Genomic DNA, 23,150 nt, shown 5'->3' with positions numbered 1-23,150 from the left:
AAAGGGTGGATAAAATTATGTTAGAAGGCGTATCAGGAAAAACTCAATTATATGGTTTGATCGGCAGCCCCGTCGGACATTCGGGGTCACCAGCGATGTACAATTACGGTTTTGAACAACTTGGAATCGATGCAGTCTACTTGGCTTTTGATGTCCAAATTGAGGAAGTTGAAAAAGCCTTCCAGTCCGTTCGAACATTCAACATGCCTGGCGGAAACGTAACGATGCCTTGTAAAGGTGAAGCTGCAAAATACATGGATGAATTATCACCAGCAGCGCAAATGGTGGGTGCGATTAATACATTCCAAAATAAAGATGGAAAATTATCAGGACATATCACTGACGGTATCGGTTTTGTTGATAATTTAAAAAATCATGGCGTTGATCCAAAGAACAAAAAATTTGTGGTTCTGGGAACAGGCGGTGCCGCAACAGCGATCCAAGTTCAATTGGCGATCGAAGAAGCGGCTTCAATCGATATTTTTAATATCAAGGACGATTTTTTCGTAAAAGGTGAAGAAACAGTTGAGCGCATCAAAAAATTCTATCCTGACTTAAATGTAGCGATCCATGATCTATTGGATGCAGACCTATTGAAGTCAAAACTTGCTGAAGCGGATGTTTTGGTAAATGGAACAACCGTTGGTATGGGTGTTGGTTCAACCAAAACACCGATCAGCGATACAAGTGTCCTTCATAAAGAGTTGATCGTTGCAGATGCGATCTACAATCCGCCGAAAACGCAGCTGATCAAGGATGCGGATGAAAAGGGTTGCACCACGGTGACTGGTGAAGGAATGCTATTGGGACAAGGAAAAGCGGCATTCGAAATTTTCACAGGCCAAGCACTTCCAACCAGAGAAAACTAGCAACTGGATCGAAATAAACGAGTAGGAGTAATTATCATATGAGGAAAAAATATCTACCATCGCTGATTTTTGTATACTTAGCCTATTTTACTCATGGTATGCAGACACTTAGTTTGAGTCAAAATGCCACGTACTTTTTTGATAAATGGGGCTTTACAGATGCGACTGCGGGGGCAGCCGCGGTCTCAATGGCTATCACATTTACAGGTTTTGGGAAATTGATCTCTGTTTGGATCGGCGGCGAGATTTCAGATAAGGTTGGTCGTAAGGTTTTAGCTGTTGGCGGTTCAATCATCTATTTCATTTTCTTTGTTGTTCTTTTGTTATCAACGAATGTCTATGTAGCATATGTCGCTGCATTTGTTGTAGGGATCGCCAATTCAGGAATGTGGGATGCGGCTTTGTATCCAGCAGCGCAAGAAGCAGCGCCTAAATATGCGGCCTCAGCACTTTTGGGAATTAAACTATTTGTATCGATCGCAGGAGTGATCTTCCCATTAATGGTTGTTCGCTTTGCTGACGCTGGACAAAATTCACTGAGTATCATTCTTCCAGGAGTACTCGCACTTATTTGTGTCATTATGTCGCTTCTTTGTCCGTTTGCTTATGATGATGATATGAAGGCCAATAAAAAGGCGAAAAGTGATTCTTCAGTAGAAGCAGCTTTGGAATCATCAGAAGATTTGGTTCAAAAAGAAATTGATGACGCCAAAGCAAAAATGCTTGTTCAGCCAAATAAATTGGTTAATTTCACTACTATGTTCTATGGCTTTGTCTGTATGTTCATTATGTACGGCGGTCAACAGTATACAAAAGCTTATGGGTTAAGTAATGTAGGAATGACCGAAATGCAGGCGGCAAGTTTAACTTCGGTCTACACGATTGGTTCGATCCTAGCAGTTCTTTTCTGGGCTTTCATGATGGGCAAGTTAAGATGGAACCCGGTTAAAGTTCTATTCATTGATGCGATCTTTACGACGATTCCACTGGTTGCGGTTTTACTGATCCATGATGTGACTGTGATCTATATTAGTATTGCCTGCTTAGGGTTCTTCGCTGCAGGTGGTGCTTTACAAGCAGGGTTAAGTGTTCGTCAAATGTTTTCACCAGGACGTAAAGGTAGAAATACAGGGATTTATTATACGTGGATGAGTATTGCCAGCGTTGCTTTACCTTATTTTGTGGCTTACATGACAAAATCAGTTGGTGAAGGTCAAGCAGTCTACATTATGATGGGCTTGCTGTTAATGTTCGGTGTGATCTCAATCGTTATGATGACTTATTTAGTTCTTCAACATAAAAAAATCTTTGGCTACAGCGCATTTAACAAATTACAGGATTAAACGAAACAAAATAATTTTTATGGAGGTAGAATTGATTCTTTGAGAATCAGTCTCCTCCTTGTTTACATATCATGGAGTTGCACAGAAAATAGTTTCAGATATAGCTTTTTTGGAACTGGATGCGGCGGAATTAAAGGGGGTACCCATGGATATTTTAATTGGGCTATTGTTAATCTGTTCCTTCATAGGAATGGTCATATTTTGTATAAAGGGACACAATTTGATGGTCGGCTTTTTCATTATGGCAACCATTTGGACAGTGTTGCCGATCATCGGTCATTTGATTTCACCTAACGATGTGTTTGCGGGAATGACGATCAATGACATGCTAAAGACGGTTTATCAAACGGCACCAGAAAAATACGGCGCTTCACTGATGAATATCTTTTTAGGTGCTTTTTTTGGACGTATTTTATTGGATACCGGGATTGCTTCCACCATCATTCGTAAGAGCGTGGAGTTAGGCGGCGATAATCCCGCGATCATATTAGCAATTGTGAACTTGATAACAGGTTTTATCTTTACTTCTATGACCGGGGCAGGCTCTGTTATCGCGATTGCGGTAATTATTTTACCGATTTTATTCTCTATTGGTATCCCAAAGGTAATTGCGTTCTTCTCCTTTACTGGTTCGGTGGCAGCAGGATTGTTTCTTAATCCAATCAACTTTGCCCAGTACTCCGCCTTCTTTTTGAACTCAAGCGGTGGAGCAGAGTATTCTTATAGTGATTATTTTCCATTCGGTATTTTAGCTTTCTTAGTAATGATTGTTGTTGTGTCTATCGCGGCGATGATTTATCTGCGATTTGAGAGTCTAACTTATGCATGGGCCGCAACAAAAGAGAGCAAAATTGTCGATGCACCGGGAATATCATTGATTACACCCTTTTTACCAGTGGTAGGAGTCATTGTTTTAGACCTTCCAGTTATTCTGTGTTTCATTTTGGCCAGTCTCTATGCATTGGCGGTCTGTGGTGAGCTGAACGGTGGTTTTAGAGAAGTTTGCCGAACTATATCACGTCTTTTTACAGAAGGAGTCAAAGATACGTCTTCTCTGGTTGCCTTCTGGATCACCTTGGCCATGTTTAATGATGCGGCATTTTTTGCGGCACCTTATTTTGAAAAAATTATTGGCGGGATTATTCCAACAGCGCCGCTAGCACTATGTCTTTTATTTGGGGTTTTGGCACCGTTGACTTGGTTCAAAGGACCATTGTCATTGATTGGCTCAGGAGCAGCATTGTTAGCAGTGGTCAGTCAGACGACCAACTATCCAACGACTTTCTTGTATCCATTATTTGCCTCCGTCTTGATCGGAATGGCGCATTTTGATATTACGATTTCTTGGAACGCGTGGGGTTTGAGCTTCAATCGAATCAATGCGATTGATTACATGAAGGTGTCGCTGGTTCCCGGAATTTCCGTGGCGCTGATTCTAGAAATCGCGAATTTCTTGCTCAATAGTCCAGTATAAATGAAAGGAGGAGACTTTCTGAATGAAACGAAGAGTTCGAATAGGAATTGACGTAGGCGGTACTCACACAAAGGCCGTGGCTATTGATAATGATACGCAGGAAATCATAGGTAAATCTTCTGTAAAAACCACTCACGATAGCGAAAAAGGCGTCGCAGGAGGAGTCGTCAATTCCTTTTTAAAATGCTTAAAGGATTACCATATTGATCCGGATGAAGTCGTATTTGTTGCTCATAGTACGACCCAAGCGACCAATGCTTTATTAGAGGGAGATGTCGCAAAAATCGGTATCATTAGTACGGCCAAGTCAGGAATTGAAGGCTGGTTGGCACGTGTGCAATCAAATTTAAAGGATATTGATTTAGGAACTGGTCGAAGTATTCATATCTCTTCTTACTTTATTGGTCAGAAGGATTTGAATGAAGAGACGATTTCAAAAACAATCGATCAACTCTTAGCAGATGGAATGGACGTATTAGTTGCTTCTGCTGCTTTTGGTGTTGATGATTTGTGCTTAGAAGAACAAATTGCGGAAGTTGCGAGACAAAAAAATATCCCAGTGACCTTGGCCTCTGAAATGACTAAGCTCTATGGCTTATCAAGACGTACTCGTACGGCGACGATCAATGCATCAATTCTGCCTAAAATGCTAGAAACGGCTAATTCTACGGAAGAAAGTGTACGTTCTTCGGGTGTAGATGTGCCATTGATGATTATGCGAGGCGACGGCGGATTGATGGATGTCGTCGAAATGAAGAAACGACCTGTTTTGACGATGCTGTCGGGACCAGCAGCCAGTGTTATGGGAGCTCTGATGTATTTACGTACGTCTAATGGTATTTATTTTGAGGTCGGGGGAACTTCGACCAATCTAGGGGTAATCAAAAATGGTCGTCCGGTGATCGATTATTCAGAAATCTCCGGACATAAAACGTATGTAAACTCTTTGGATGTCCGCGTTTTAGGCGTAGCTGGCGGCAGCATGGTTCGGGTAAACAAAAGTGGTGTAAAAGATGTAGGGCCGCGTAGTGCTCATATCGCCGGTTTGGAATATGCGGTATACACACCAGAAGAAGAAATCATCGATCCTAAGCTGGAGCTGTACTCACCTAAAGAAGGCGATCCCGCTGATTATGTAGCAATAAAATTAGCCAGTGGCAAATGTATCACCATCACTAATTCTTGTGCGGCGAATGTTTTGGGCTATGTGACAGAAGAAGATTTCTCTTATGGGAATGTTGTTTCTGCTCGAAAGGCGATGACACCGCTAGCCGAATATTTGAATACGACAGTAGAAGATGTTGCTCGTCAGATTTTAGCGAAAGCAGTTGAAAAGATTGAGCCGGTGATTCGTTCTTTAGCTAAGAAATATCAGTTGGAAAAAAATCAAATGACCTTAGTCGGTGTAGGCGGCGGTGTCGCTGCGTTGATCAAATTTGCGGCAGAGCGAATGGATCTGAATTATAAAATTCCTGAAAATGCGGAAGTAATTTCTTCAATTGGCGTGGCTTTGGCAGCTGTCCAAGATGTGGTGGAGCGAATCGTACCAAGTCCGACAAAGCAAGACATTCAAGCGATTAAGCAGGAAGTCACGGATATGGCGATCGAAAGCGGTGCAACTGAGGAAAGCGTAGAGGTTCATATCGAGATTGATCCTCAAACACAAAAGATTACTGCGCGAGCTTCAGGTTCCACGGCGGCACAAGCTACCGAGGTTCAAACGGCTGCGACCGAGACAGAAGCACGAGAAATCGCGGTACAAGATTTCCGATTGCCAGCGGAGCAGATTCAAATGCTTGATTCAACCGATCACTTCTATATTTATGGTGCGAATTCAAAAAAAGGCAATGGCATTCGTGTGGTTGATAAGAAAGGCTTTATTCGTGTTCAACGGGAACATGCAGAAGTAGTGAAAACGTCGATCCAAAATTATTTTGAACAAGTCACTAATCTTTGGGAAAGCATGGCTAATTATCAAAGTGATCTAATCATTCGTCCAGATTTTTATTTCTGTGTTGGCCCACGTTTGTTAGATTTTTCCAGCACGGACTTTACGCAATTAACGATGCTGATGGAGATCGAAATGAGTGAAATTGTCGGTACTGATGAAATGATGATCATCGCGGCCAATCGTTATACGTAGAAGGAAGGGAGCGTTGCTTGTAATGGATAATATAGATCAGTTATTGCAGCTGAGCGACCAGCAAATCGGGCAATTTCTGCTTAGCCAGGATCATCTTTACAAAAAGATTTCTGAACAGCAGCGCTCACCAATGATCCAGCAAGCGATTGAATGCGGAAAAACAGCGGCGAGTAATATTTCATCAATTGATTTGTGGGAATACTGTCGGCAAGAAAAAATCGAGATCGAGTTTTTTCAAGAAACACTGAAGGCGGAGAATTTTCGCTTTGTTCTGGCAGAATTTCAGTTACCAAATCGTATTCGAATCAATCAGAGCTTATTGAAAGCAGCGGCGCCTTTTTTTGCGGAACAGAATTTACTTAACGGTCAGCAAGTAGCTGAAATTTTATTGGCGCATGAACTTTATCATTACCTAGAAAATCAACAGCAGTTGTTCACCGTACAACAGCAATTGAATTATCAAACAGGTCCATTCAAGCGAAGTGCTCGTTTACATTCTTTGGGTGAGATTGCTGCGATGACTTTTGCACAAGAATTATTGGGTTTGGCTTTTTCACCTGTTTTATTGAACGTATTTTTACTTTATCCGGTTGCACCGGAGCAAGCTCAAAGGATGGCGAAACAATTGCTGCTGATTGATTGAATAAGACTATAGATTGATTGAAAAAAAGAATTAGTATCTACTGCGTGGATTCAGTATATTTAAAGAAAGAAAACTTAGAGTATAGGGAGCGGAAAGAATGGATAATACATGGTTAGATTTAGCAGATGACGTGGTAATAATCACGGGAGCATTAGGCGGCATGGGCCGGAAAATCGCAAATGATTTTGCGGAGCAAAAGGCGAACTTAGCTTTAGTCGACTTAAGTGAAGAAGCAACAGAAAGCTATGCCAAAGAACTAGCGAATAAATACGGTGTCAAAGCGAAGGGCTATGCCTGCAACTCAACGGTTGAAGAACAAGTAGACGCTTTAGCGAAAACAGTTAAAGCGGATTTTGGCAGAATCGATGTGTTAGTTCAAACAGCCGCGATTCTAACATTCAGCCCTTTAGAAGATTTGGCTTTAAATGAATGGAAACGTACAATCGATGTGAATTTGACTGGTTATTTCTTAGTGTCACAACGTATTGGTCGCGTAATGATCGAGCAGCAATCAGGTCGGATGGTCCACATTTCAACAATCGCTTCGATCGCTCCAGAAACCTATTCAGGTGCTTATAGCCCAAGTAAAGCTGGCGTAAACATGCTGTCTAAGATGATTGCTGGCGAATGGGGACAATATGGCGTGCGCAGTAACTGCGTATTACCATGCTTCGTTAAAACACCGCTATCAACAAAATTCTATGAAGATGCAGAAGTTGAAGAAGGCAGAAGAAGAATGACTGCAAATCGCCGAATCGGTGAAGTGCAGGATATCGCTAATGCCGTTCTCTATCTTGCCAGCAAACGTTCAGATTACACGAACGGCCACGAGTTACGTGTGGAAGGCGGCTTCGGCAACATGATCGGCGACTTGGTACCAAAACCAGGCGGACGTCGTCAATACGCGATTGATTCAAAGAAACCCAAGGCATAATAGCATAAAGAAGATCGCTGGCATTTGGTCAGCGATCTTCTTTTTTGATCATTTAATACCGTATTCGAACAAACATAACGAGAAACCTGTGCAAACATGACAGGTTGCTAAAAACAACCTCCTAGGATGATAAATTATGAGTGTAGCAACGAGCTAACAGAAAAAAGGAGCGTGTTAATTATGCAAGAATATGCAAGCAAAGAAGCATTCATTACGGAAATTAAAAAAAGAGCCAATTTGTTTATCAAAGAATATGAGGATATCGCTGAAAAGGATAAGGATGTACGATTTGATGAAGCAGAACGGACGCCGTTTGAAAATCTTGCCTATCAGCTGGGGTGGCTGGCGCTGATCCAAGAGTGGGAGCGAACAGAACGAGAAGGACAAACTGTCGAGATGCCCGCTCCAGGGATTAAATGGAATCAGCTGGGGCCTTTGCACGAACAGTTTTATGCCGATTGCCAAGGGAAAAGTTTAGAGGAAATGAGTATGCTGTTCAGCAACGCTATTGAGATGACTTGTCAATGGATTGCCAGCTTAGATGACAATCAGTTGTTCAAATCTGGCGGCAGGAAATGGGCACAGTCGACCTCTTCTAATTGGCCGGTTTGGAAATGGGTGCATATCAACAGTGTCGCACCATTCAAGTCCTTCCGTACTAAGGTTCGGAAATGGAAGAAATTGCGAGCAGCACAATAAAAAAAGTTCGAAGAAAATCAATCGATTCTCTTCGAACTTTTTATTTATATGTGTGGGTAAAATTACCAAATACTTACGCGTTTTTCAGGAGCCAAATACATAGCATCCGTTGGTTGGATATCAAAGGTTTGATAGAAGTCCGCTAAATTTTTGACTTGGACGTTGGCCCGTAATTTATTTGGAGCATGGACATCAATTGATAAGAGCAATTGTGTATACTCTTGACGAGCTTTCATCCGCCAAATCGTTGCCCAGTTGATAAAGAAGCCTTCCAGATCGACATCGCTATCTTTCTTCGCTGCTTCTAGGGCACAGCTCAAACCGCCTGCATCAGCGATGTTTTCTGAGACAGTTAGTTTACCGTTCACTTTTCCGCCGACGATTTCTAAGCCATCAAACTCCGCGATCATTTGATCCGCTAATGCTTGAAATTCTTTTTGATCTTTTTCGGTCCACCAATTATTCAAATTCCCGTACTCATCAAAGAGTGAACCGTTGTTGTCGAAAGCATGAGAGATTTCGTGGGCGATCACGGCACCAATACCGCCAAAGTTTTCACTGCTGGATTGTTCCAAACTATAAAACGGTGCTTGTAAAATGGCTGCAGGGAAAACGATGATATTCCGGAACGGATGATAATAGGCATTAACAGTATCCGCGCTCATCTCCCACTCATCACGTTCTACAGGGGTGTTCCATTTAGCGTAATCTTCTTTGCGTTTCAAGTGACTAAAGTGCAAAGCATTACTCAAAAGCGTACCGCCTTTTTCGGCTGGTGTCACTTTGAATTGTGCATAGATTGGCGGAATTTTCTCTGGATAACCGACATGAATGCCTAACGTGTTTAGTTTAACGATCGCTTTTTCACGGGTCGCTTCACTCAACCATGTGTTGCTGCTCAAACGTTCTTGATAAATGCTTACCATGCGCTGAACCATTTGTTCGACATCTTTCTTTGCTTGCTCGCCAAAATATTTTTTTCCATAATAGTCGCCGATGATTTGATCGAAGCGTCCTGAAGCCAAGTAAAATGCTGCTTTTTCTTGAGGACGAGCTTCTGGTGCCCCGGAAAGCGCACGACCGTATGCGCCGCCGACTTGACGGAATTCTTCACTGAGGTAAGCGGTCAATGCGTTGATCGTCATCACCATCATCCAGCTTTTCATCTGTTGGAAGGTATCGGGATTTACTAAGTCATCCAATTTTTCGAAGAATGCTGGTTCAGTCACGATGATTTTTTCAGGCACTTCACCAACTAAGCCGACCAAGAGTTTCTCCAAATCCATGTGTTGGCTGCGTTTGATGAATTCTTCGCCGCTTTCGGGATTATACATTTTGCTATAATCTGCATTTTCTTCCGCGCTTTTTACATGTGGGGCTAATAATTTATCGTATTGAAGAGCCTCGTCAGTGATTCTTTCAGATGTCTTAGTTTCGTAGCCTGCAAGTGCAAAAAGTTTTACGGTCATCTCTTTAAAAATCGCTAAAAGCTGCGGTGCTTGCGGATGATCCGCTTCGTAATAAGTTTTATCCGGTAAGATCAGACTTGGTGCGCCAGCGAATAAAGCATTGATTTTAGTATTCTTCATATCGGCATCGACATCTACGCCAAAAGGCAGAGGAAGGCCATCAAGTACCCAACTGGTCAATTGTTGTTCTAGGTCCTTCAGATCTTTCAATTCAGCTACTTGCTTCAACAAAGGCAGCATAGGAGCCGCACCATCTTGATCCCGTTTTTGATAATCATTGGCTAATTTGAAATAAGCGATATACTCTTTCATCAAATCATTTGGGATCAGGGAAGGATCTTCGCTCATCTTTTTCGTATCGGCCATTAACAGCTCATCAATGTCATCGACAAGATCCTGAAAACCGCCTGTGGCCGGTTTGTCTGCTGGAATCGTCGCTTCTTTGATCCATTCGCCATTGACCGCGTCATATAAATCTTCTTTGATTTTTGTTTTGTCCATATAACTTCAGCTCCTTTGTCATAATCGTTCTATCTATACTATAATAAAACAATTAATGAGCTACTCATAGTGAAGGGCACTTTTTCTTTTTGAAAAGGTTTAAAGAAATGCCTACATAAAATGAAGAGACTCGTAACCAAGACGGGCCTGTACTATGATAAATTTTAAGAAGAGTCATAAAGTAAAAATTCTGAGGGGTGAAACGATGGAGTATCCAATTGACCAATGGGTGGAATTAGAAAGTTTTGAGCGTTACCGTGAGTGGAAAACACCGCGAGGCTTTTTATGCGGTACGTATGCGAGCAGTGTGCTGCTGGCTTATTGGCAAGATCAAATTGATGAAGGTTGTTTGCCGAATGGATTAAGAGAAAAAGATAGTAGTCAAAACGAAGAATTGATCAGAGCTTTGCAGCCTGTACTGCAGCCGGTTGACTTTCCGACAGTCCCTTTACAGATTTCTATGGGCTTAAATCGTTTCTTTCGCCGCTATCGAATTCCTTATCGTGCAAGAGGAACTGCAGCGGGCACCTGGCAGCGAGTTACCAAGCGTCTCTTGGCGGGAGAGCCTGTTATGATAGGACTTCTGCAACTGCTAGGCAGCAGCTATAAGAATCATTGGGTCGTTGTGCACGGTTTTATGGAAACGGCTGATGGGCAAAGATATTATAAAATCCATGACAATTGGGGCAAGAGTGCAGCCGTAATTCCAGCAGAGTGGGGAAACGGAACGATCTCGTTAAGAAAAGTAAAATCTACAGCAAATAACTAAAAATATGTTAAACTGGGGGTACAAAAATACTTGGAGGGACACCATGTCAGAAGAAAGTAACGAAAAGTTTAAAATTTTTAGCCTTAATGGGAATCGACCATTGGCTGAAAAAATCGCCGATGTTTGTGGCGTGCCATTAGGGAAAAGTACTGTCAAACAATTCAGTGATGGAGAGATATCTATCAATTTGGAAGAGACGGTCCGTGGATTTGATGTTTATCTGATCCAATCAACCAATGAGCCGGTGAATGATTATTATTTGGAACTATTGATCATGATCGATGCATTGAAACGAGCGAGCGCGAAAACAATCAATGTCGTATTGCCTTACTATGGTTATGCAAGACAAGATCGTACAGCCAAACCACATGAGCCAATCACTGCAAAATTGATTGCGAATTTACTTTCAGACGCAGGTGCAACAAGAGTATTAACACTTGATTTACACACTGTGCAAGTCCAAGGTTTCTTTGATATCCCAGTTGATAATTTGTTCACGATGCCTTTGTTTGCTCATTACTACCGCCGTCGCGGAATGGTGGGCGATGATTATGTGGTGGTTTCGCCTAAAAACAGCGGCGTACAACGTGCCCGTAGTCTAGCGGAGTATTTGGACACGGCGATTGCGATCGTGGATGTGGCTGAAGAAGGCAACCCGGATTCTGGTTATGTAATCGGAGATGTTGAAGGTCGCTGCTGTATTATGGTGGACGATATTTTGAACACTGGTGAAGTTTTCTCCAATGCTTCAAAAACATTGAAAAAAGCTGGCGCTAAAGAGGTTGTTGCATGTGCTTCTCACGGGTTATTATCACCTCCAGCAAAAGAAAATTTAGATGCTGCTGACATTGAGGATATTTGTATTACTGATTCTGTTCTGACAGGTCCTGAACGCCATCCTGAAAAATTATCAATCATTAGTTGTTCTGATTTGATGGGTGAAGCAGTCAAACGGATTCATCAAAATGAATCTGTCAGTCCATTATTTACGATGGAACAAAAAGATTTTGAATAAAAAGGCAGTCATGCCTTTTTTTGTCGACTCTGCTCTGCGCAGTAAAATTTGGGTCGCAAGTATTTCTTTGAAACTAAATATATTGAACAGGTAGCTTAGCAGAATGACAGGCGCAGCAAAAATGACTTCATAAATATGAGCTAACTGTGGAAAGGTCCGAAAGTTTGTGGAAACTATTTATTTAGATCATGCGGCGACAAGCCCGATGCATCCGGAAGTAATTAAAACGATGACCGAGGTTATGAGTGAAACTTTTGGTAATCCATCAAGCGTTCATTCGTTCGGTCGGCAAGCTGCTGGCAAATTGGAAATGGCTAGAGAAGTTATCGGCAAGAGTCTCGGTGTGAAATATCATGAGATCGTCTTTAACAGTGGCGGAACAGAAGGCGACAACACCGCCATCTTAGAAACCGCTTTTGGCCGTCAGAACGAAGGCCGGCACTTAATTACGACGCAGATCGAACATCCTGCCGTGATCAATACGATGAAGTATTTGGAGACACAGGGATTTGAAGTGACCTATTTGCCGGTGGATCGAAAAGGAAATATCTCGCTGGCTGATTTTGATGCCAGCTTACGTCCAGATACGATCTTAGTTTCGATCATGTATGGTAATAACGAGATCGGTAATTTGATGCCCGTCAAAGAAATCGGGGAACGATTGAAGGAGCATCCCGCATATTTCCATACGGATGCTGTTCAAGCTTATGGGAACCAACTCATTCGCCCGCATGAATTAGGAGTCGATTTTCTTAGTATCTCGGCTCATAAAATCAATGGACCAAAAGGGGTCGGCTTCCTATTCAAAAGTGATGCGGCGAAATTAGCACCATTGCTTCGCGGTGGTGAACAAGAAGAAAAACGTCGTGCCGGGACTGAAAACTTAGCCGGCATTTGCGGCATGGCCAAAGCTGTTGAACTATTAACTGAAGACGAACGAGAAAAGCGCGGGGAGCTATATGATCAGTTCACCCAAAAAGTCTTAACGACACTGGATCAAGCAAACATTGACTATCATGTGAATGGCGATGTGAACAACAAGTTGCCCCATGTCTTGAATCTTCGTTTTACTGAAATCATCAGTGATTTATTATTGATGAAATTAGATCTGCGCGGTATCGCCGTATCTACTGGATCAGCGTGTACGGCTGGGACGGTCGATCCATCGCATGTATTAGAAGCAATGTACGGCAAGAATGCTCCTGAAGTCAAAGAATCGCTGCGAGTTAGTTTTGGTTACGGGAATAGCTTGGAACAGGTCGAATATTTTGCGGGACAACTGGTTGCGAGTTTGCAAGAACTAACAAAGTAGATTGAAATGGCTGATACTTATCTTTATAATTAAGAGTGAAAGAAAAAATGATGAGGTGAGTAAATGGCATTTACAAAGACAGCGACGATTAAAGGATCAAAATATCAATACGCGTTAGCACCAACCGCTAAAAAGTATACGTTGCGTGATAATGGTTTTACTGAAACTAGTTCGGGCAATTTTCAATTGGTTCGCCCATTACAAGCAACGCCCCAAAGCAAAGAGGGCTTTAAACTTAAAGTCACGGTAGCAAAGGATATCAGCACATTGAAAATGTCGGTAACGACAGCCAATGGGTTGAAGGCGGTAGATATTTTTAAAGACAGCAAACAAGAAATGGTTCAAGAAAAATTTTATTTCATGATGGATGGAATGATTGATCGCGGATTGTTTGTAAAAGAAGAAATTTAATTGTAGAGTGGATTCTATCTAAGCGGATAGGATCCGCTTTTTGCTTGGATAAAAATGAAGCCGTTAGTTATTTAAAGCTTAGAAATAATGATAATATTTTCAAATGATCATTAATTCAATCCGTGTATAATTATAATCCTCCTTTTGTTTTGCTATATTCATCTTTTTTTCTAAATCTTTTTAACGCTTAGAAGCTTCAATCTGCGCAGATTATGGTACACTATTACTAAGAAAATAGTTGGAAACGAAGGTGAGAAGTTGGTTCACAAGATACACACGATCGAGCATCATAAAATTATTTCTGATTTTCGTCTCTTGTCAGGATTGACCGTTTCAATCGAAGACTGTGCCAGTTTGACAAAAGAGTTTCAAAAATATGGTGTAGAAGATTATTATATTAGTGATTATCAAGGGAATAGCTATCTGACACGTTATGTCGATTATTTTATCGATTCGATCCCTTGCTGGAAATATAAGAAGCACTATTTGATCCCGTTGATTTTTCGAGACATGCCCGACACGCAAAAAATGTTTCGTGATACGTACCGTTGGGAAGCTTTTTTTATTCTGTTAGATTGGTATCTAGAATACAATCCCGAAAAAGTTTTGGTTCAATGCAGCAAGAAAAACATGAAGCTGGAAGTGATTGATACATCATTTTTGATTTTCCGTTTGTGGGAGATTTGTGACGGTGCGGCTTTCCCTATTGCCAATCTGAATAATCTTTCTGAATTTGAAAAATGGAATCAGGTCTTTCATTTGATCGATACTGGAAAATCATTTAAACGCACGAAGGAATTTGACGCAACCAAAGTGGAGGATCTGACTCAGTTAGAGGCGGTCATCACGATTATTAAACTAAAATATCAAGCACTTTTGCAAAGACAAGGCTACCAAGTATAAATTGGTAGTCTTATTTTGTCAGTGACGCTTGTAGCATGAGCGCTTTTTTTTGAAAGAGATGGTAAAATAAAGGAAACAAACAGAATTCATTTGTAGGTGATAAGGATGAAATACTTTATATCAGATACACATTATTTTCACGAGAATCTTTTAGGCGCTAACGACTTCGCGCCGCGTTTGTTTGACTCTGTCGAAGAGATGAATCAACAAATGATTGAAGCGTGGAATGCCGTGGTGAATGAAAAAGATACGGTCTATCATTTAGGCGATGTGGCGATGCATCCGCAATACGAAAAGGGCTTCGCTGATATTTTAGAACAGCTGCTGCAATTAAAAGGGAAGATTATATTTATCAAAGGTAATCATGACTCGCGTACGTTCTTCAAATATTTATCGGCCCATGACCCAAAGCTTCCAAACGGAGAAAATAAATTTGATTTTCACGACGTAGGTGCTATCGTCAAGTTTAATCATCATCAATATTACCTGACGCATTATCCAATGCTCTTAGGCAAGACGCTGAACATTCGCAATCTTCACGGACATATTCATAACTATAGTATGCCGATCGCTGAGGATATCAATGTCGGAGTAGACGCTCCAGAACGGGGATTTCTTAAAACGGCATTGCCATTTGGTACACCAATTTCTGAGAATTTAATCGATGAGATCGCCGATTATAAAGAGGCCGAAATAAAGAAATTGAAATAGAAAGAGACATCGAGGAATCGGTGTCTCTTTTTTCGTTTGTCTGTTTGTATTTTTGAATAGTAGATAAATTAAATCCAAAATGTTAACCAGCTGTATTCATGGAAGGGCCGCTATGGTAAATTTATAGTAAGAATAACGTGTTAAATTTAAAAAAGGGGGCAAGAAAGTGAAGGTTAGGGAAGTTGTAAAAACGATTCTTTTTTACGTTGTAATGATCGGGGCGGTGATCGCGCTGCGCCATTATGTATTTACACCGGTTGAAGCGATTGGAGATTCGATGAAGCCGACATTAAATGATGGTGAGCGGATGTTTGGGTTGAAACACACAGAGGTCGACCGTTTTGATGTAGTGACTTTTCCGGCACCAGATGATCCAGGGGCTGATTATGTTAAACGTGTGATTGGGTTGCCAGGCGACACTGTAGCGTATAAAGACGATCAACTGTATATCAATGGAAAGAAATACGATGAATCCTATTTGGAAGAATATAAAGGCAAATTGACGGATGGTCAACCGTTGACCTTTGATTTTGACCTGCAAAATTTGTTCGGAAACGAAAAGGTTCCGGCAGGGAAATTGTTTGTGCTGGGTGATAATCGCCGTATTTCTAAAGATGGCCGCATCATTGGAATGATTGACCAAAAGGATATTTTAACGAATGTAAAATTTGTTTTTTGGCCGCCAAATCGGATTGGAACCGTTGATTAAAAGGAAATCCCTCTTCAACTTTGATTGAAGAGGGATTTGTTTTGCCATTTTTTATTGTTGATGGGCACGAACTTTTTGATAGAGCTGTTTGGTAACCGCAGGATTTGTGTTGGTGTAATAATAATCTCGTTCCTTAGTCGTGATCCTCAAAATCGGTTTAGACTGATGATCAACGAAGAGAGAAGCCGATTTACCGCCAACCTTAAAACTGCCGATTGCATAGTTTTCTGTTGCTAAGCCATTAACTTTCATTCCAGTGGCAGGCAGCCGATCGATGAGGCTCAGCTTTTCTATGTCGGCATAAGGAATTTTTCGTTCTTTGGTAAGCGGCCCATCTAAAATAACACTTTCCTGCTTCACTTGATAGGTCAACGGGTCTGGATGATAATCTAAAATGTATAAAGGAACGACTACGATTATCATAGCACCGATCAATATTGCAGGAATCAGTCCGATAAAAATTTTGCCGCCGACTCGTGCTAAATTGATCGTGATGTTCAAGCCGATACGATCCGGACGCATCAAACGGTGATCTTCTGGATTGTAATAAACGCCATAACGCCAATAATAATCATCGCCCGCATAACGAAAGCTGGGTGTTTGTGTCAACAATTGATCCTGCTTGTTGCGCAAACGGAACAGCCACCAAAAAGTAAAGCCGCAGAAAAGAAAAATCAACAAAAATTCTATGATCATTAAGACTTCGAAAAAGCGGCTGCTAGCGTTCATTGTCAATAAGGGCAGGTAAACGATCAGATTTACAAAGAAACTCGTGGCAACCATAAAAGCGGACCAATAGAATTTTGTCAGATCATTATACTGGCGATTGATCTTTGAATCATCGGTCAAAGCCCGTACAGGCAGTCGCCCGATTGCCCACCAGCCTAAAACAAAAAGTGCCAGAGTAAATCCGCAGGCAGCTAATAGAATCCATGTCAAACTTTCCATTCCTTGCTGATGAAGCACGACCGTTAGTAAAATCAACATTACTAGCGAAAGAGCAAACCACAAGGGAGAAACCAATTTTCGATTTTTCTCAATCAGAAGCTGTGTATCGACTTGAATGGGTTGTTCGGTTAACTGCCAATCATTATCGACGATTAATTGATGCCCTTTACGAATATAGCGAATTTGCAATAAATAGCCTGCGCCGATCGTAATATATAGAAGCACAAAGAACAGCATCATAAAGATCGAATCCTTCATAGGAATCAACAAGCTCAAATCCAAGGCAGTTAGGACAAAAGCTAATTGGAATTGACGCTTTTGATAACTTTTTCTAAATGCTAAGACACGAGGATCATCGATTTTATCCGCGGGAAAGGTATTTTCCACGATGACATAATTATGCGGTTTTGCGGCCAAAGAATTGGTAAAAGCCATGATAAAGTTACAAAAAATCAATATACCTAAAATAAGCGGGGATAACATCAGACATCATCCTTTCTGAAACTCGTCAAAATCTTTTGAACCTTTTCTTGAACCGTCTCTTCATCAGGATCGGCCAAGTACAGCTCTGCCAACAGCAAAGTTAAATTTTCTTCATTTGTCTTCTTTGAGGTCACGGGTAATGGTGCGACTAACGTTCCTTTGCGGCGATCGGTGATCAAATAACCTTCTTCCCGTAGTTGCTGGTAGCCTTTTGAAACAGTCATCGTATTTACGCCAAGTTCATCCGCAAATTGCCGGACGGTCGGCAGTTGTTCATTTGGTTTTAAATCACCACGAGCGATGCCGATAATGATTTGTTTTCGCAATTGCAAATAGATCGGTTCTTCAGAATGGGGATCAATTTCTAAAATCATTTACTCGTCCTCCTTTGTATTATTTATATTAATACAAACTATACAAAAAGACAAATAAATTTTTTTTGAGAGATTATCTATCGAAAATTTAAGATTTATGTTGTATAATTCGTCATACTGAAAAGTTGCGACCTTCAAATCGTAGAGTTTTCGGAATCTATATTGAAATGATGGTGATACTGTGTCTAACAGCAACACACGAGTCGTCGTAGGAATGAGCGGCGGCGTCGATTCATCAGTAACAGCTTTGTTGTTAAAGGAACAAGGTTATGATGTAGTCGGCATTTTTATGAAAAATTGGGACGACACCGATGAAAATGGTGTTTGTACCGCGACAGAAGACTATAAGGATGTAGCGAAAGTCGCTGCCCAAATCGGCATTCCTTATTACTCTGTCAATTTCGAGAAGGAATATTGGGACCGTGTCTTTGAATATTTCTTAGCGGAATACCGTGCAGGCCGCACACCAAATCCAGATGTGATGTGTAACAAGGAAATCAAGTTCAAAGCATTCTTGGACTACGCAATGGAGTTAGGTGCGGATTACGTGGCAACAGGGCATTACGCTCAGGTCGAAAAAGACGAAAATGGCGTGGTTCATATGCTGCGCGGCGTCGATAACAATAAGGATCAAACATACTTCTTGAGTCAATTATCGCAAGAGCAATTGGCAAAGACGATGTTTCCACTAGGCGGTATGCAAAAACCAGAAGTTCGCGCAATCGCTGAACGAGCTGGCTTAGCAACGGCTAAGAAAAAAGATTCAACCGGTGTTTGCTTCATCGGCGAAAAGAATTTCAAGCAATTTTTAAGCAACTATCTACCAGCTAAAAAGGGTAAGATGGTGACTTTAGATGGCGAAGAAAAAGGGACACACGATGGCTTGATGTATTATACGATCGGTCAACGTCAAGGCTTAGGCATTGGCGGCGGCGGAAAAACACAAGATCCATGGTTCGTTGTTGGTAAAGACTTATCTACTAACACATTATATGTAGGTCAAGGTTTCCATCATGAAGCACTATATGCGACCAGCTTAGATGCTAGTGAAATTCATTTCACGACAAACGAAGACCATCCAAAAGAATTCAAATGCACAGCGAAGTTCCGCTACCGTCAACAAGACGTACCGGTAACTGTTCGTTTACTAGATGGTGACCGTGCGGAAGTAATCTTCGATGATCCAGTTCGTGCAATCACACCAGGACAGGCCGTTGTTTTCTATGATGGCATGGAATGTTTAGGTGGCGGATTAATCGACCATGCATACCAAGAAACGAAAGAATTACAATATGTTTAATCGATAAAATGTAAGGCTGCTCTTTTTAGAGCAGTCTTTTTTTGTGCTATTTCATTTATGAGAATGGTTTTCTTTTCCGAAAGATATTTACAGAAAATTCTTGAAAATTAGAATGATTATCTTTACATGCTCATGGAATTGTGGGAATATACTAATTAAATATTCATTATAAAAGAGAGTTGGGTGAAGTTATGAATGGTGTTGTTCTTTTAGTTTTTGCTATTATTTGTTTTGTTGCAGCCTATTTTATTTATTCTCGTTGGTTGGAAAAGAAATGGGGGATTAATCCTAAGGCCGTGACTCCGGCGGTTGCTTTAGAGGATGGGGACGACTATGTTCCAGAACCAGCTTTTGTAGTTTTTAGCCATCAATTTTCATCGATCACGGGTGCTGGTCCAGTAACCGGTCCGATTATTGCAGCGATGTTTGGCTGGTTGCCAGCATTCTTATGGATTCTCTTTGGCGGAATCTTTTTCGGAGCAGTTCATGACTTTGGTGCGTTATATGCATCGGTTAAAAATGAAGGAAAATCAATTGGTCTGATTATTGAAAAATATATCGGGAAAATCGGCAAGAAGTTGTTTCTATTATTCTGCTGGTTATTTGCTCTATTAGTGATTGCTGCATTTGGCGACATCGTAGCAACTACGTTTAATGGTATGACTCCGGATGTTCCGGCAGCAGTTAATACGGCGAATGCTTCTGCAGCTTCGATCTCAATGTTGTTTATCGTTTCCGCGGTGTTAGTAGGCTTTTTCATGAAAAAAGTTCATTTAAAGGGAATTGCGATGCATGCTTTTGGAATCGCCGTTTTGCTAGTGACACTTGCTGTGGGAATCATGTTCCCAATTTTTGCGGATAAGCAGACATGGTTATTGATCGTATTTGCTTACTTATTCTTGGCTTCGGTCATGCCGATTTGGTTGCTGATGGCACCGCGTGATTTTCTTAGCACTTATATGTTGTTAGGGATGATTATTGCAGCTGTCCTAGGATTGTTAGTAGAAGCGCCAATGGTAGAGTTGAACGCATTCAATGGCTTTGCTGTACAAGATGCGACCGGAAATGTGAAATATTTATTCCCGATCTTGTTCATTACGGTTGCCTGTGGTGCAGTGTCAGGCTTCCATAGCTTAGTTTCTTCTGGTACGTCATCGAAACAAGTCTCGAATGAAAAGCATATGCGCCCGATTAGTTACGGAGCAATGATGTGTGAATGTGTTTTAGCTGTCGTAGCATTGGTTGTTGCGGGAGCGGTGGCTCAGAATGGACAATTGCCGGCAGGAACGCCTTTCCAAATTTTTTCTGGCTCGGTGGCAGGATTCTTAACAAAATTTGGCTTGCCGTTGAATATCGCTCAAGCATTTATGACGATGTGTGTATCGGCATTGGCATTGACTTCTTTAGACTCGGTAGCTCGGATCGGCCGGATGTCACTGCAGGAATTCTTCTATGAAGAAGGTGCAGAACAAAAAGGCTTAGCAAAATTATTGACCAATAAATATGTAGCAACTGTGGTGACATTGGGCGTAGGCTTTGTTTTAGCGCTTGGCGGATACAATAGCGTTTGGCCATTGTTCGGCTCAGCGAACCAATTGTTAGCTGCAATGGTAATGATTGCCGTGGCAGTGTATATGAAAACTTCTAAAAAATCAGGTGTCATGTTCTATATTCCCATGGGAATCATGTTGGCGGTCACCTTTACCGCGCTAGGAATGTCGATTTACGGATTAGTTACAAAATTGATCAACGCAACGCAATACTTAGTAACGATTCCAGCAGTTCCAGCTGCAGGGCAATTCGTCTTCTTGTCCGATGGCTTGCAGCTAGTTTTTGCCTTCTTATTATTAGGCTTAGGTTTGATGGTAGCAACGAAGTGTTTGCACTCTCTGTTTAATGTAGAAACAAAAAGCTCTGAGAAAATCGCGGCTGAATAAGCGAGAAAGCGACTCTTGAAAAAGGGTCGTTTTTCTTTTGTCCATTTTTGGAAAAACGGATAAATATTTCTTATTGAGCTTCTTGTTTATTAGAAATAGATAAGAGATACTTAAAGAAGAAATTTACGTTTAAGGATGAAATGGAGGAAACAATGAACATAGCTATCTGTGATGATAATCCTAAAATGATTGGTCAGATTGAGACACTGCTGCTTTCTTTTTTTGAAGACGATCCGAATCAATTTAGTTATGAAGCTTTTCTATCTGGAGAATCATTGGTGGATCACTTAACTAAGGAGGAATCTGCTTTTCAACTATATCTGCTGGATGTTGAAATGAAGTCGCTAGATGGTTTTGAGGTCGCGCGCTTTATTCGGGAAAGAGACCAGCAGGCGATTATCATTTTTATTACGAGCCATGTGGAATGGATGCCGGAAGCGTTTGAGGTCAACGCCTTTCATTATTTGATCAAGCCGGTGGATGAAGTAAAGGTCAAACAAGTTCTAATGAAGGCGCTGGAACAATTCTCTTTGCGCAAAATGATTCTTCAATTTACGATCAAGAAAAAAGTTTACACTGTCTATTTAGGCCAGGTGGAATATTTCGAAAGTATGAAACGTAAAATGGTCCTTCATTTAAAAAATGGCAAAGAGTATGAGTATTACGGCACCATGAAGGAAGTGATTGATAAAGTCTCCCCGCAATTGTTTACGCAAGTTCATCATTCGTATGTGATCAATATGGATTATGTCCAAATGAAAAGCGGGGAAACAATTGTGATGCGGTCAGGCCGAGAGATTGCGATCACAAAAAGTTTAATCAGTCTTTTCAACGGGCCTATCGTAATTACGTCTTGAAGAGGACAAAAGGATGAAGCTTGCTGGATTATTTGAACTGATCAAATCAGTCAACGATATTTTTATTGTCAGCGTCTTTTTCTCGTGCTATTTAACTGGACATTCCCTTAACTACTGGCAGAAGCATCGATTAAAAGGAGTGGCTTCTGTTCTTACAGTAATAACCGCCTATTTAATCAGAAACATCAGCCCGCTTTATCTATCTTTCGGTTCCTTCTATATGCTAGTCAATATTATTACATACGTTTTTCTAATGTATAGTATTGGATATTATTTTTTTAAAGGGCGAGCAGCAACGAAGTTTTTGCTGATTTTCCTTTCAATGATCATTCTATTGTTTTTTGATTTCTTGGTTTATTTAATTATTCAAACTATTTTTGGAATCAATTATTTTGATTCCAATCAGCTGTCTTATGCTTATGGCGGGATATTTGCCAGTCAGTTTTTACAATTGATTGCCGTCTTTCTTTTAAGAGCTAAACGCAAGGCACCATTATCCAGTCATGGAAGTAGTCGTTTCTATTTATTACAAGTCATCATTCCTTTTTTAACGAGTCTCTTTTTTATTATTTATCCCGTCTTCATTGAACAGAAGGCGCAAAACGATGATGCGCGTTTTTTTGTGGTTGTTCTATTATTTGCCGTTATTAACTTGGTGCATTTTGTGGTTCTTGAAATCCATCAGAAGCTGGAAAAGGAAAACTACGAGAACCTTTTTTTAGTTCAGGAATTCGCCCATCGAGAAGAGTATTATCAACAAATGGAAAACCATCAAGCAAAAATTCGCGGGATTCGTCATGATTTAAAGAATCAACTATTATCCTTAGTTACCGATAATATGGAATCTGAATCACAGATCGAACAATTATTGGAAGAAGTTATTGAGGTAGAGGAATGTCTATTTACTCAAAATAGCGGCATTAATCAACTATTGAGCAATAAGTATCAGCGAGCGAAAGAAAGCAATATCCAAACGAACTTTGAAGTAAAGGTTCCCACGGAGATGCAGTTTGAAATGCGTGATCTGGGAGCGCTGATCGGGAATGCAGTGGATAATGCAATCGAAGCCTGTCAAAGATGTTCCAATGAACGTGAATTGGATCTGAAATTGATTTATTTTAATCATATGCTGCTGTTGGAAATCGAAAATAGTACGGCGGAACAGGTGACGGACTTTAAAACACAAAAGAAAAAAGCCATCGAACACGGCTTTGGGGTGAAGAGCATCCAAGCAATTACTGAAAAGTATCACGGAGATCTGATTTATGAGGCTAAAGAACATTCTTTTCGTTTAGAGCTGTCGATTTGGGAGCCCAACTAGACAAAGGTGAGTTGTTACACGAAAA

21 protein-coding genes are annotated in these 23,150 nt (G+C 41.0%); 18 read left to right on the top strand and 3 right to left on the bottom strand.

Annotation, left to right across the window (positions count from 1 at the left end; genetic code table 11):
- The first annotated feature begins 17 nt into the window (after window positions 1-17).
- From I585_RS05120 to I585_RS05090, 7 genes are all read left to right on the top strand, one after another.
- Window positions 18-869 (top strand): shikimate 5-dehydrogenase, encoded by an 852-nt coding sequence (locus I585_RS05120; protein ID WP_010739975.1) that lies wholly within the window; start codon window positions 18-20, stop codon window positions 867-869.
- Between the two features lie 38 nt (window positions 870-907).
- Window positions 908-2,212, top strand: a complete 1,305-nt coding sequence (locus tag I585_RS05115; protein ID WP_010739974.1) for an MFS transporter — start codon at window positions 908-910, stop codon at window positions 2,210-2,212.
- 145 nt (window positions 2,213-2,357) lie between these two features.
- Window positions 2,358-3,686, top strand: coding sequence for a hypothetical protein (locus tag I585_RS05110; RefSeq protein WP_010739973.1), 1,329 nt, complete (start codon window positions 2,358-2,360; stop codon window positions 3,684-3,686).
- Window positions 3,687-3,708: 22 nt separating this feature from the next.
- Entirely contained in the window at window positions 3,709-5,829 is a 2,121-nt protein-coding gene (locus I585_RS05105) for a hydantoinase/oxoprolinase family protein (RefSeq protein WP_010739972.1), read from the top strand.
- A gap of 22 nt (window positions 5,830-5,851) precedes the next feature.
- Window positions 5,852-6,472 (top strand): hypothetical protein, encoded by a 621-nt coding sequence (locus I585_RS05100; RefSeq protein ID WP_010739971.1) that lies wholly within the window; start codon window positions 5,852-5,854, stop codon window positions 6,470-6,472.
- A gap of 97 nt (window positions 6,473-6,569) precedes the next feature.
- Entirely contained in the window at window positions 6,570-7,406 is an 837-nt protein-coding gene (locus I585_RS05095; protein ID WP_010739970.1) for an SDR family NAD(P)-dependent oxidoreductase, read from the top strand.
- A 180-nt stretch (window positions 7,407-7,586) separates the two neighbouring features.
- Complete coding sequence (locus I585_RS05090; protein WP_010739969.1) at window positions 7,587-8,105, top strand: ClbS/DfsB family four-helix bundle protein; 519 nt, start codon at window positions 7,587-7,589, stop codon at window positions 8,103-8,105.
- Window positions 8,106-8,167: 62 nt separating this feature from the next.
- Here the strand turns inward: I585_RS05090 and I585_RS05085 are convergent, their stop codons facing one another.
- Entirely contained in the window at window positions 8,168-10,075 is a 1,908-nt protein-coding gene (locus tag I585_RS05085) for a M13 family metallopeptidase (protein WP_010739968.1), read from the bottom strand.
- Between the two features lie 205 nt (window positions 10,076-10,280).
- On the opposite strand from I585_RS05085, the gene I585_RS05080 reads away from it, so the two are divergent.
- From I585_RS05080 to lepB, 7 genes are all read left to right on the top strand, one after another.
- Window positions 10,281-10,844 (top strand): hypothetical protein, encoded by a 564-nt coding sequence (locus tag I585_RS05080; protein WP_010739967.1) that lies wholly within the window; start codon window positions 10,281-10,283, stop codon window positions 10,842-10,844.
- Window positions 10,845-10,887: 43 nt separating this feature from the next.
- Entirely contained in the window at window positions 10,888-11,859 is a 972-nt protein-coding gene (locus I585_RS05075; protein WP_010739966.1) for a ribose-phosphate diphosphokinase, read from the top strand.
- A 166-nt stretch (window positions 11,860-12,025) separates the two neighbouring features.
- Window positions 12,026-13,171, top strand: a complete 1,146-nt coding sequence (locus I585_RS05070; protein ID WP_010739965.1) for a cysteine desulfurase family protein — start codon at window positions 12,026-12,028, stop codon at window positions 13,169-13,171.
- Between the two features lie 63 nt (window positions 13,172-13,234).
- Window positions 13,235-13,582, top strand: a complete 348-nt coding sequence (locus I585_RS05065) for a DUF1831 domain-containing protein (RefSeq protein ID WP_010739964.1) — start codon at window positions 13,235-13,237, stop codon at window positions 13,580-13,582.
- A gap of 258 nt (window positions 13,583-13,840) precedes the next feature.
- The gene (locus I585_RS05060) at window positions 13,841-14,485 is read left to right on the top strand and encodes a hypothetical protein (protein WP_010739963.1); all 645 of its coding nucleotides are present in this window, start codon (window positions 13,841-13,843) and stop codon (window positions 14,483-14,485) included.
- A gap of 105 nt (window positions 14,486-14,590) precedes the next feature.
- Complete coding sequence (locus I585_RS05055) at window positions 14,591-15,196, top strand: metallophosphoesterase (RefSeq protein ID WP_010739962.1); 606 nt, start codon at window positions 14,591-14,593, stop codon at window positions 15,194-15,196.
- A 166-nt stretch (window positions 15,197-15,362) separates the two neighbouring features.
- Window positions 15,363-15,905: a signal peptidase I gene (gene lepB / locus I585_RS05050; protein ID WP_010739961.1), complete on the top strand. Its 543-nt coding sequence runs from the start codon at window positions 15,363-15,365 to the stop codon at window positions 15,903-15,905.
- A gap of 51 nt (window positions 15,906-15,956) precedes the next feature.
- On the opposite strand, the gene I585_RS05045 is transcribed toward lepB, so the two are convergent.
- Window positions 15,957-17,336, bottom strand: coding sequence for a PH domain-containing protein (locus tag I585_RS05045; RefSeq protein WP_010739960.1), 1,380 nt, complete (start codon window positions 17,334-17,336; stop codon window positions 15,957-15,959).
- The gene (locus I585_RS05040) at window positions 17,336-17,710 is read right to left on the bottom strand and encodes a GntR family transcriptional regulator (RefSeq protein WP_010739959.1); all 375 of its coding nucleotides are present in this window, start codon (window positions 17,708-17,710) and stop codon (window positions 17,336-17,338) included. Before I585_RS05040 ends, I585_RS05045 begins: the two co-directional genes overlap by 1 nt.
- Window positions 17,711-17,891: 181 nt before the next feature.
- Here I585_RS05040 and mnmA point away from each other — a divergent pair, with 181 nt between their 5' ends.
- The 4 genes from mnmA to I585_RS05020 all read left to right on the top strand — a co-directional run bounded on the left by mnmA (window position 17,892) and on the right by I585_RS05020 (window position 23,125).
- Window positions 17,892-19,010 (top strand): tRNA 2-thiouridine(34) synthase MnmA, encoded by a 1,119-nt coding sequence (gene mnmA, locus I585_RS05035; RefSeq protein ID WP_034708383.1) that lies wholly within the window; start codon window positions 17,892-17,894, stop codon window positions 19,008-19,010.
- A gap of 191 nt (window positions 19,011-19,201) precedes the next feature.
- Complete coding sequence (locus tag I585_RS05030; protein WP_010739957.1) at window positions 19,202-20,947, top strand: carbon starvation CstA family protein; 1,746 nt, start codon at window positions 19,202-19,204, stop codon at window positions 20,945-20,947.
- A gap of 152 nt (window positions 20,948-21,099) precedes the next feature.
- Window positions 21,100-21,804 carry a LytR/AlgR family response regulator transcription factor gene (locus I585_RS05025; RefSeq protein ID WP_010739956.1) on the top strand — a complete coding sequence of 235 codons (705 nt, stop codon included), beginning with the start codon at window positions 21,100-21,102 and terminating at the stop codon, window positions 21,802-21,804.
- A gap of 13 nt (window positions 21,805-21,817) precedes the next feature.
- Window positions 21,818-23,125: an ATP-binding protein gene (locus I585_RS05020; RefSeq protein ID WP_010739955.1), complete on the top strand. Its 1,308-nt coding sequence runs from the start codon at window positions 21,818-21,820 to the stop codon at window positions 23,123-23,125.
- Window positions 23,126-23,150 lie beyond the last annotated feature (25 nt).

Source organism: Enterococcus malodoratus ATCC 43197, assembly GCF_000407185.1.
GTDB lineage: Bacteria > Bacillota > Bacilli > Lactobacillales > Enterococcaceae > Enterococcus_A > Enterococcus_A malodoratus.
The sequence above is the reverse complement of the archived record's forward strand: the minus strand, read 5'-3'. Positions and strand labels throughout refer to the sequence as shown.

What these genes read in the sequence shown, in the direction of transcription:
- I585_RS05030 (WP_010739957.1), top strand. Translation starts at nt 19,202, where the DNA reads ATGAATGGTGTTGTTCTTTTAGTTTTTGCTATTATTTGTTTTGTTGCA.
- I585_RS05110 (WP_010739973.1), top strand. Translation starts at nt 2,358, where the DNA reads ATGGATATTTTAATTGGGCTATTGTTAATCTGTTCCTTCATAGGAATG.
- I585_RS05040 (WP_010739959.1), bottom strand. Translation starts at nt 17,710, where the DNA reads ATGATTTTAGAAATTGATCCCCATTCTGAAGAACCGATCTATTTGCAA.
- I585_RS05025 (WP_010739956.1), top strand. Translation starts at nt 21,100, where the DNA reads ATGAACATAGCTATCTGTGATGATAATCCTAAAATGATTGGTCAGATT.
- I585_RS05065 (WP_010739964.1), top strand. Translation starts at nt 13,235, where the DNA reads ATGGCATTTACAAAGACAGCGACGATTAAAGGATCAAAATATCAATAC.
- I585_RS05100 (WP_010739971.1), top strand. Translation starts at nt 5,852, where the DNA reads ATGGATAATATAGATCAGTTATTGCAGCTGAGCGACCAGCAAATCGGG.
- I585_RS05055 (WP_010739962.1), top strand. Translation starts at nt 14,591, where the DNA reads ATGAAATACTTTATATCAGATACACATTATTTTCACGAGAATCTTTTA.
- I585_RS05095 (WP_010739970.1), top strand. Translation starts at nt 6,570, where the DNA reads ATGGATAATACATGGTTAGATTTAGCAGATGACGTGGTAATAATCACG.
- I585_RS05090 (WP_010739969.1), top strand. Translation starts at nt 7,587, where the DNA reads ATGCAAGAATATGCAAGCAAAGAAGCATTCATTACGGAAATTAAAAAA.
- I585_RS05115 (WP_010739974.1), top strand. Translation starts at nt 908, where the DNA reads ATGAGGAAAAAATATCTACCATCGCTGATTTTTGTATACTTAGCCTAT.
- I585_RS05045 (WP_010739960.1), bottom strand. Translation starts at nt 17,336, where the DNA reads ATGTTATCCCCGCTTATTTTAGGTATATTGATTTTTTGTAACTTTATC.
- I585_RS05120 (WP_010739975.1), top strand. Translation starts at nt 18, where the DNA reads ATGTTAGAAGGCGTATCAGGAAAAACTCAATTATATGGTTTGATCGGC.
- I585_RS05080 (WP_010739967.1), top strand. Translation starts at nt 10,281, where the DNA reads ATGGAGTATCCAATTGACCAATGGGTGGAATTAGAAAGTTTTGAGCGT.
- I585_RS05075 (WP_010739966.1), top strand. Translation starts at nt 10,888, where the DNA reads ATGTCAGAAGAAAGTAACGAAAAGTTTAAAATTTTTAGCCTTAATGGG.
- I585_RS05085 (WP_010739968.1), bottom strand. Translation starts at nt 10,075, where the DNA reads ATGGACAAAACAAAAATCAAAGAAGATTTATATGACGCGGTCAATGGC.
- I585_RS05020 (WP_010739955.1), top strand. Translation starts at nt 21,818, where the DNA reads ATGAAGCTTGCTGGATTATTTGAACTGATCAAATCAGTCAACGATATT.
- I585_RS05105 (WP_010739972.1), top strand. Translation starts at nt 3,709, where the DNA reads ATGAAACGAAGAGTTCGAATAGGAATTGACGTAGGCGGTACTCACACA.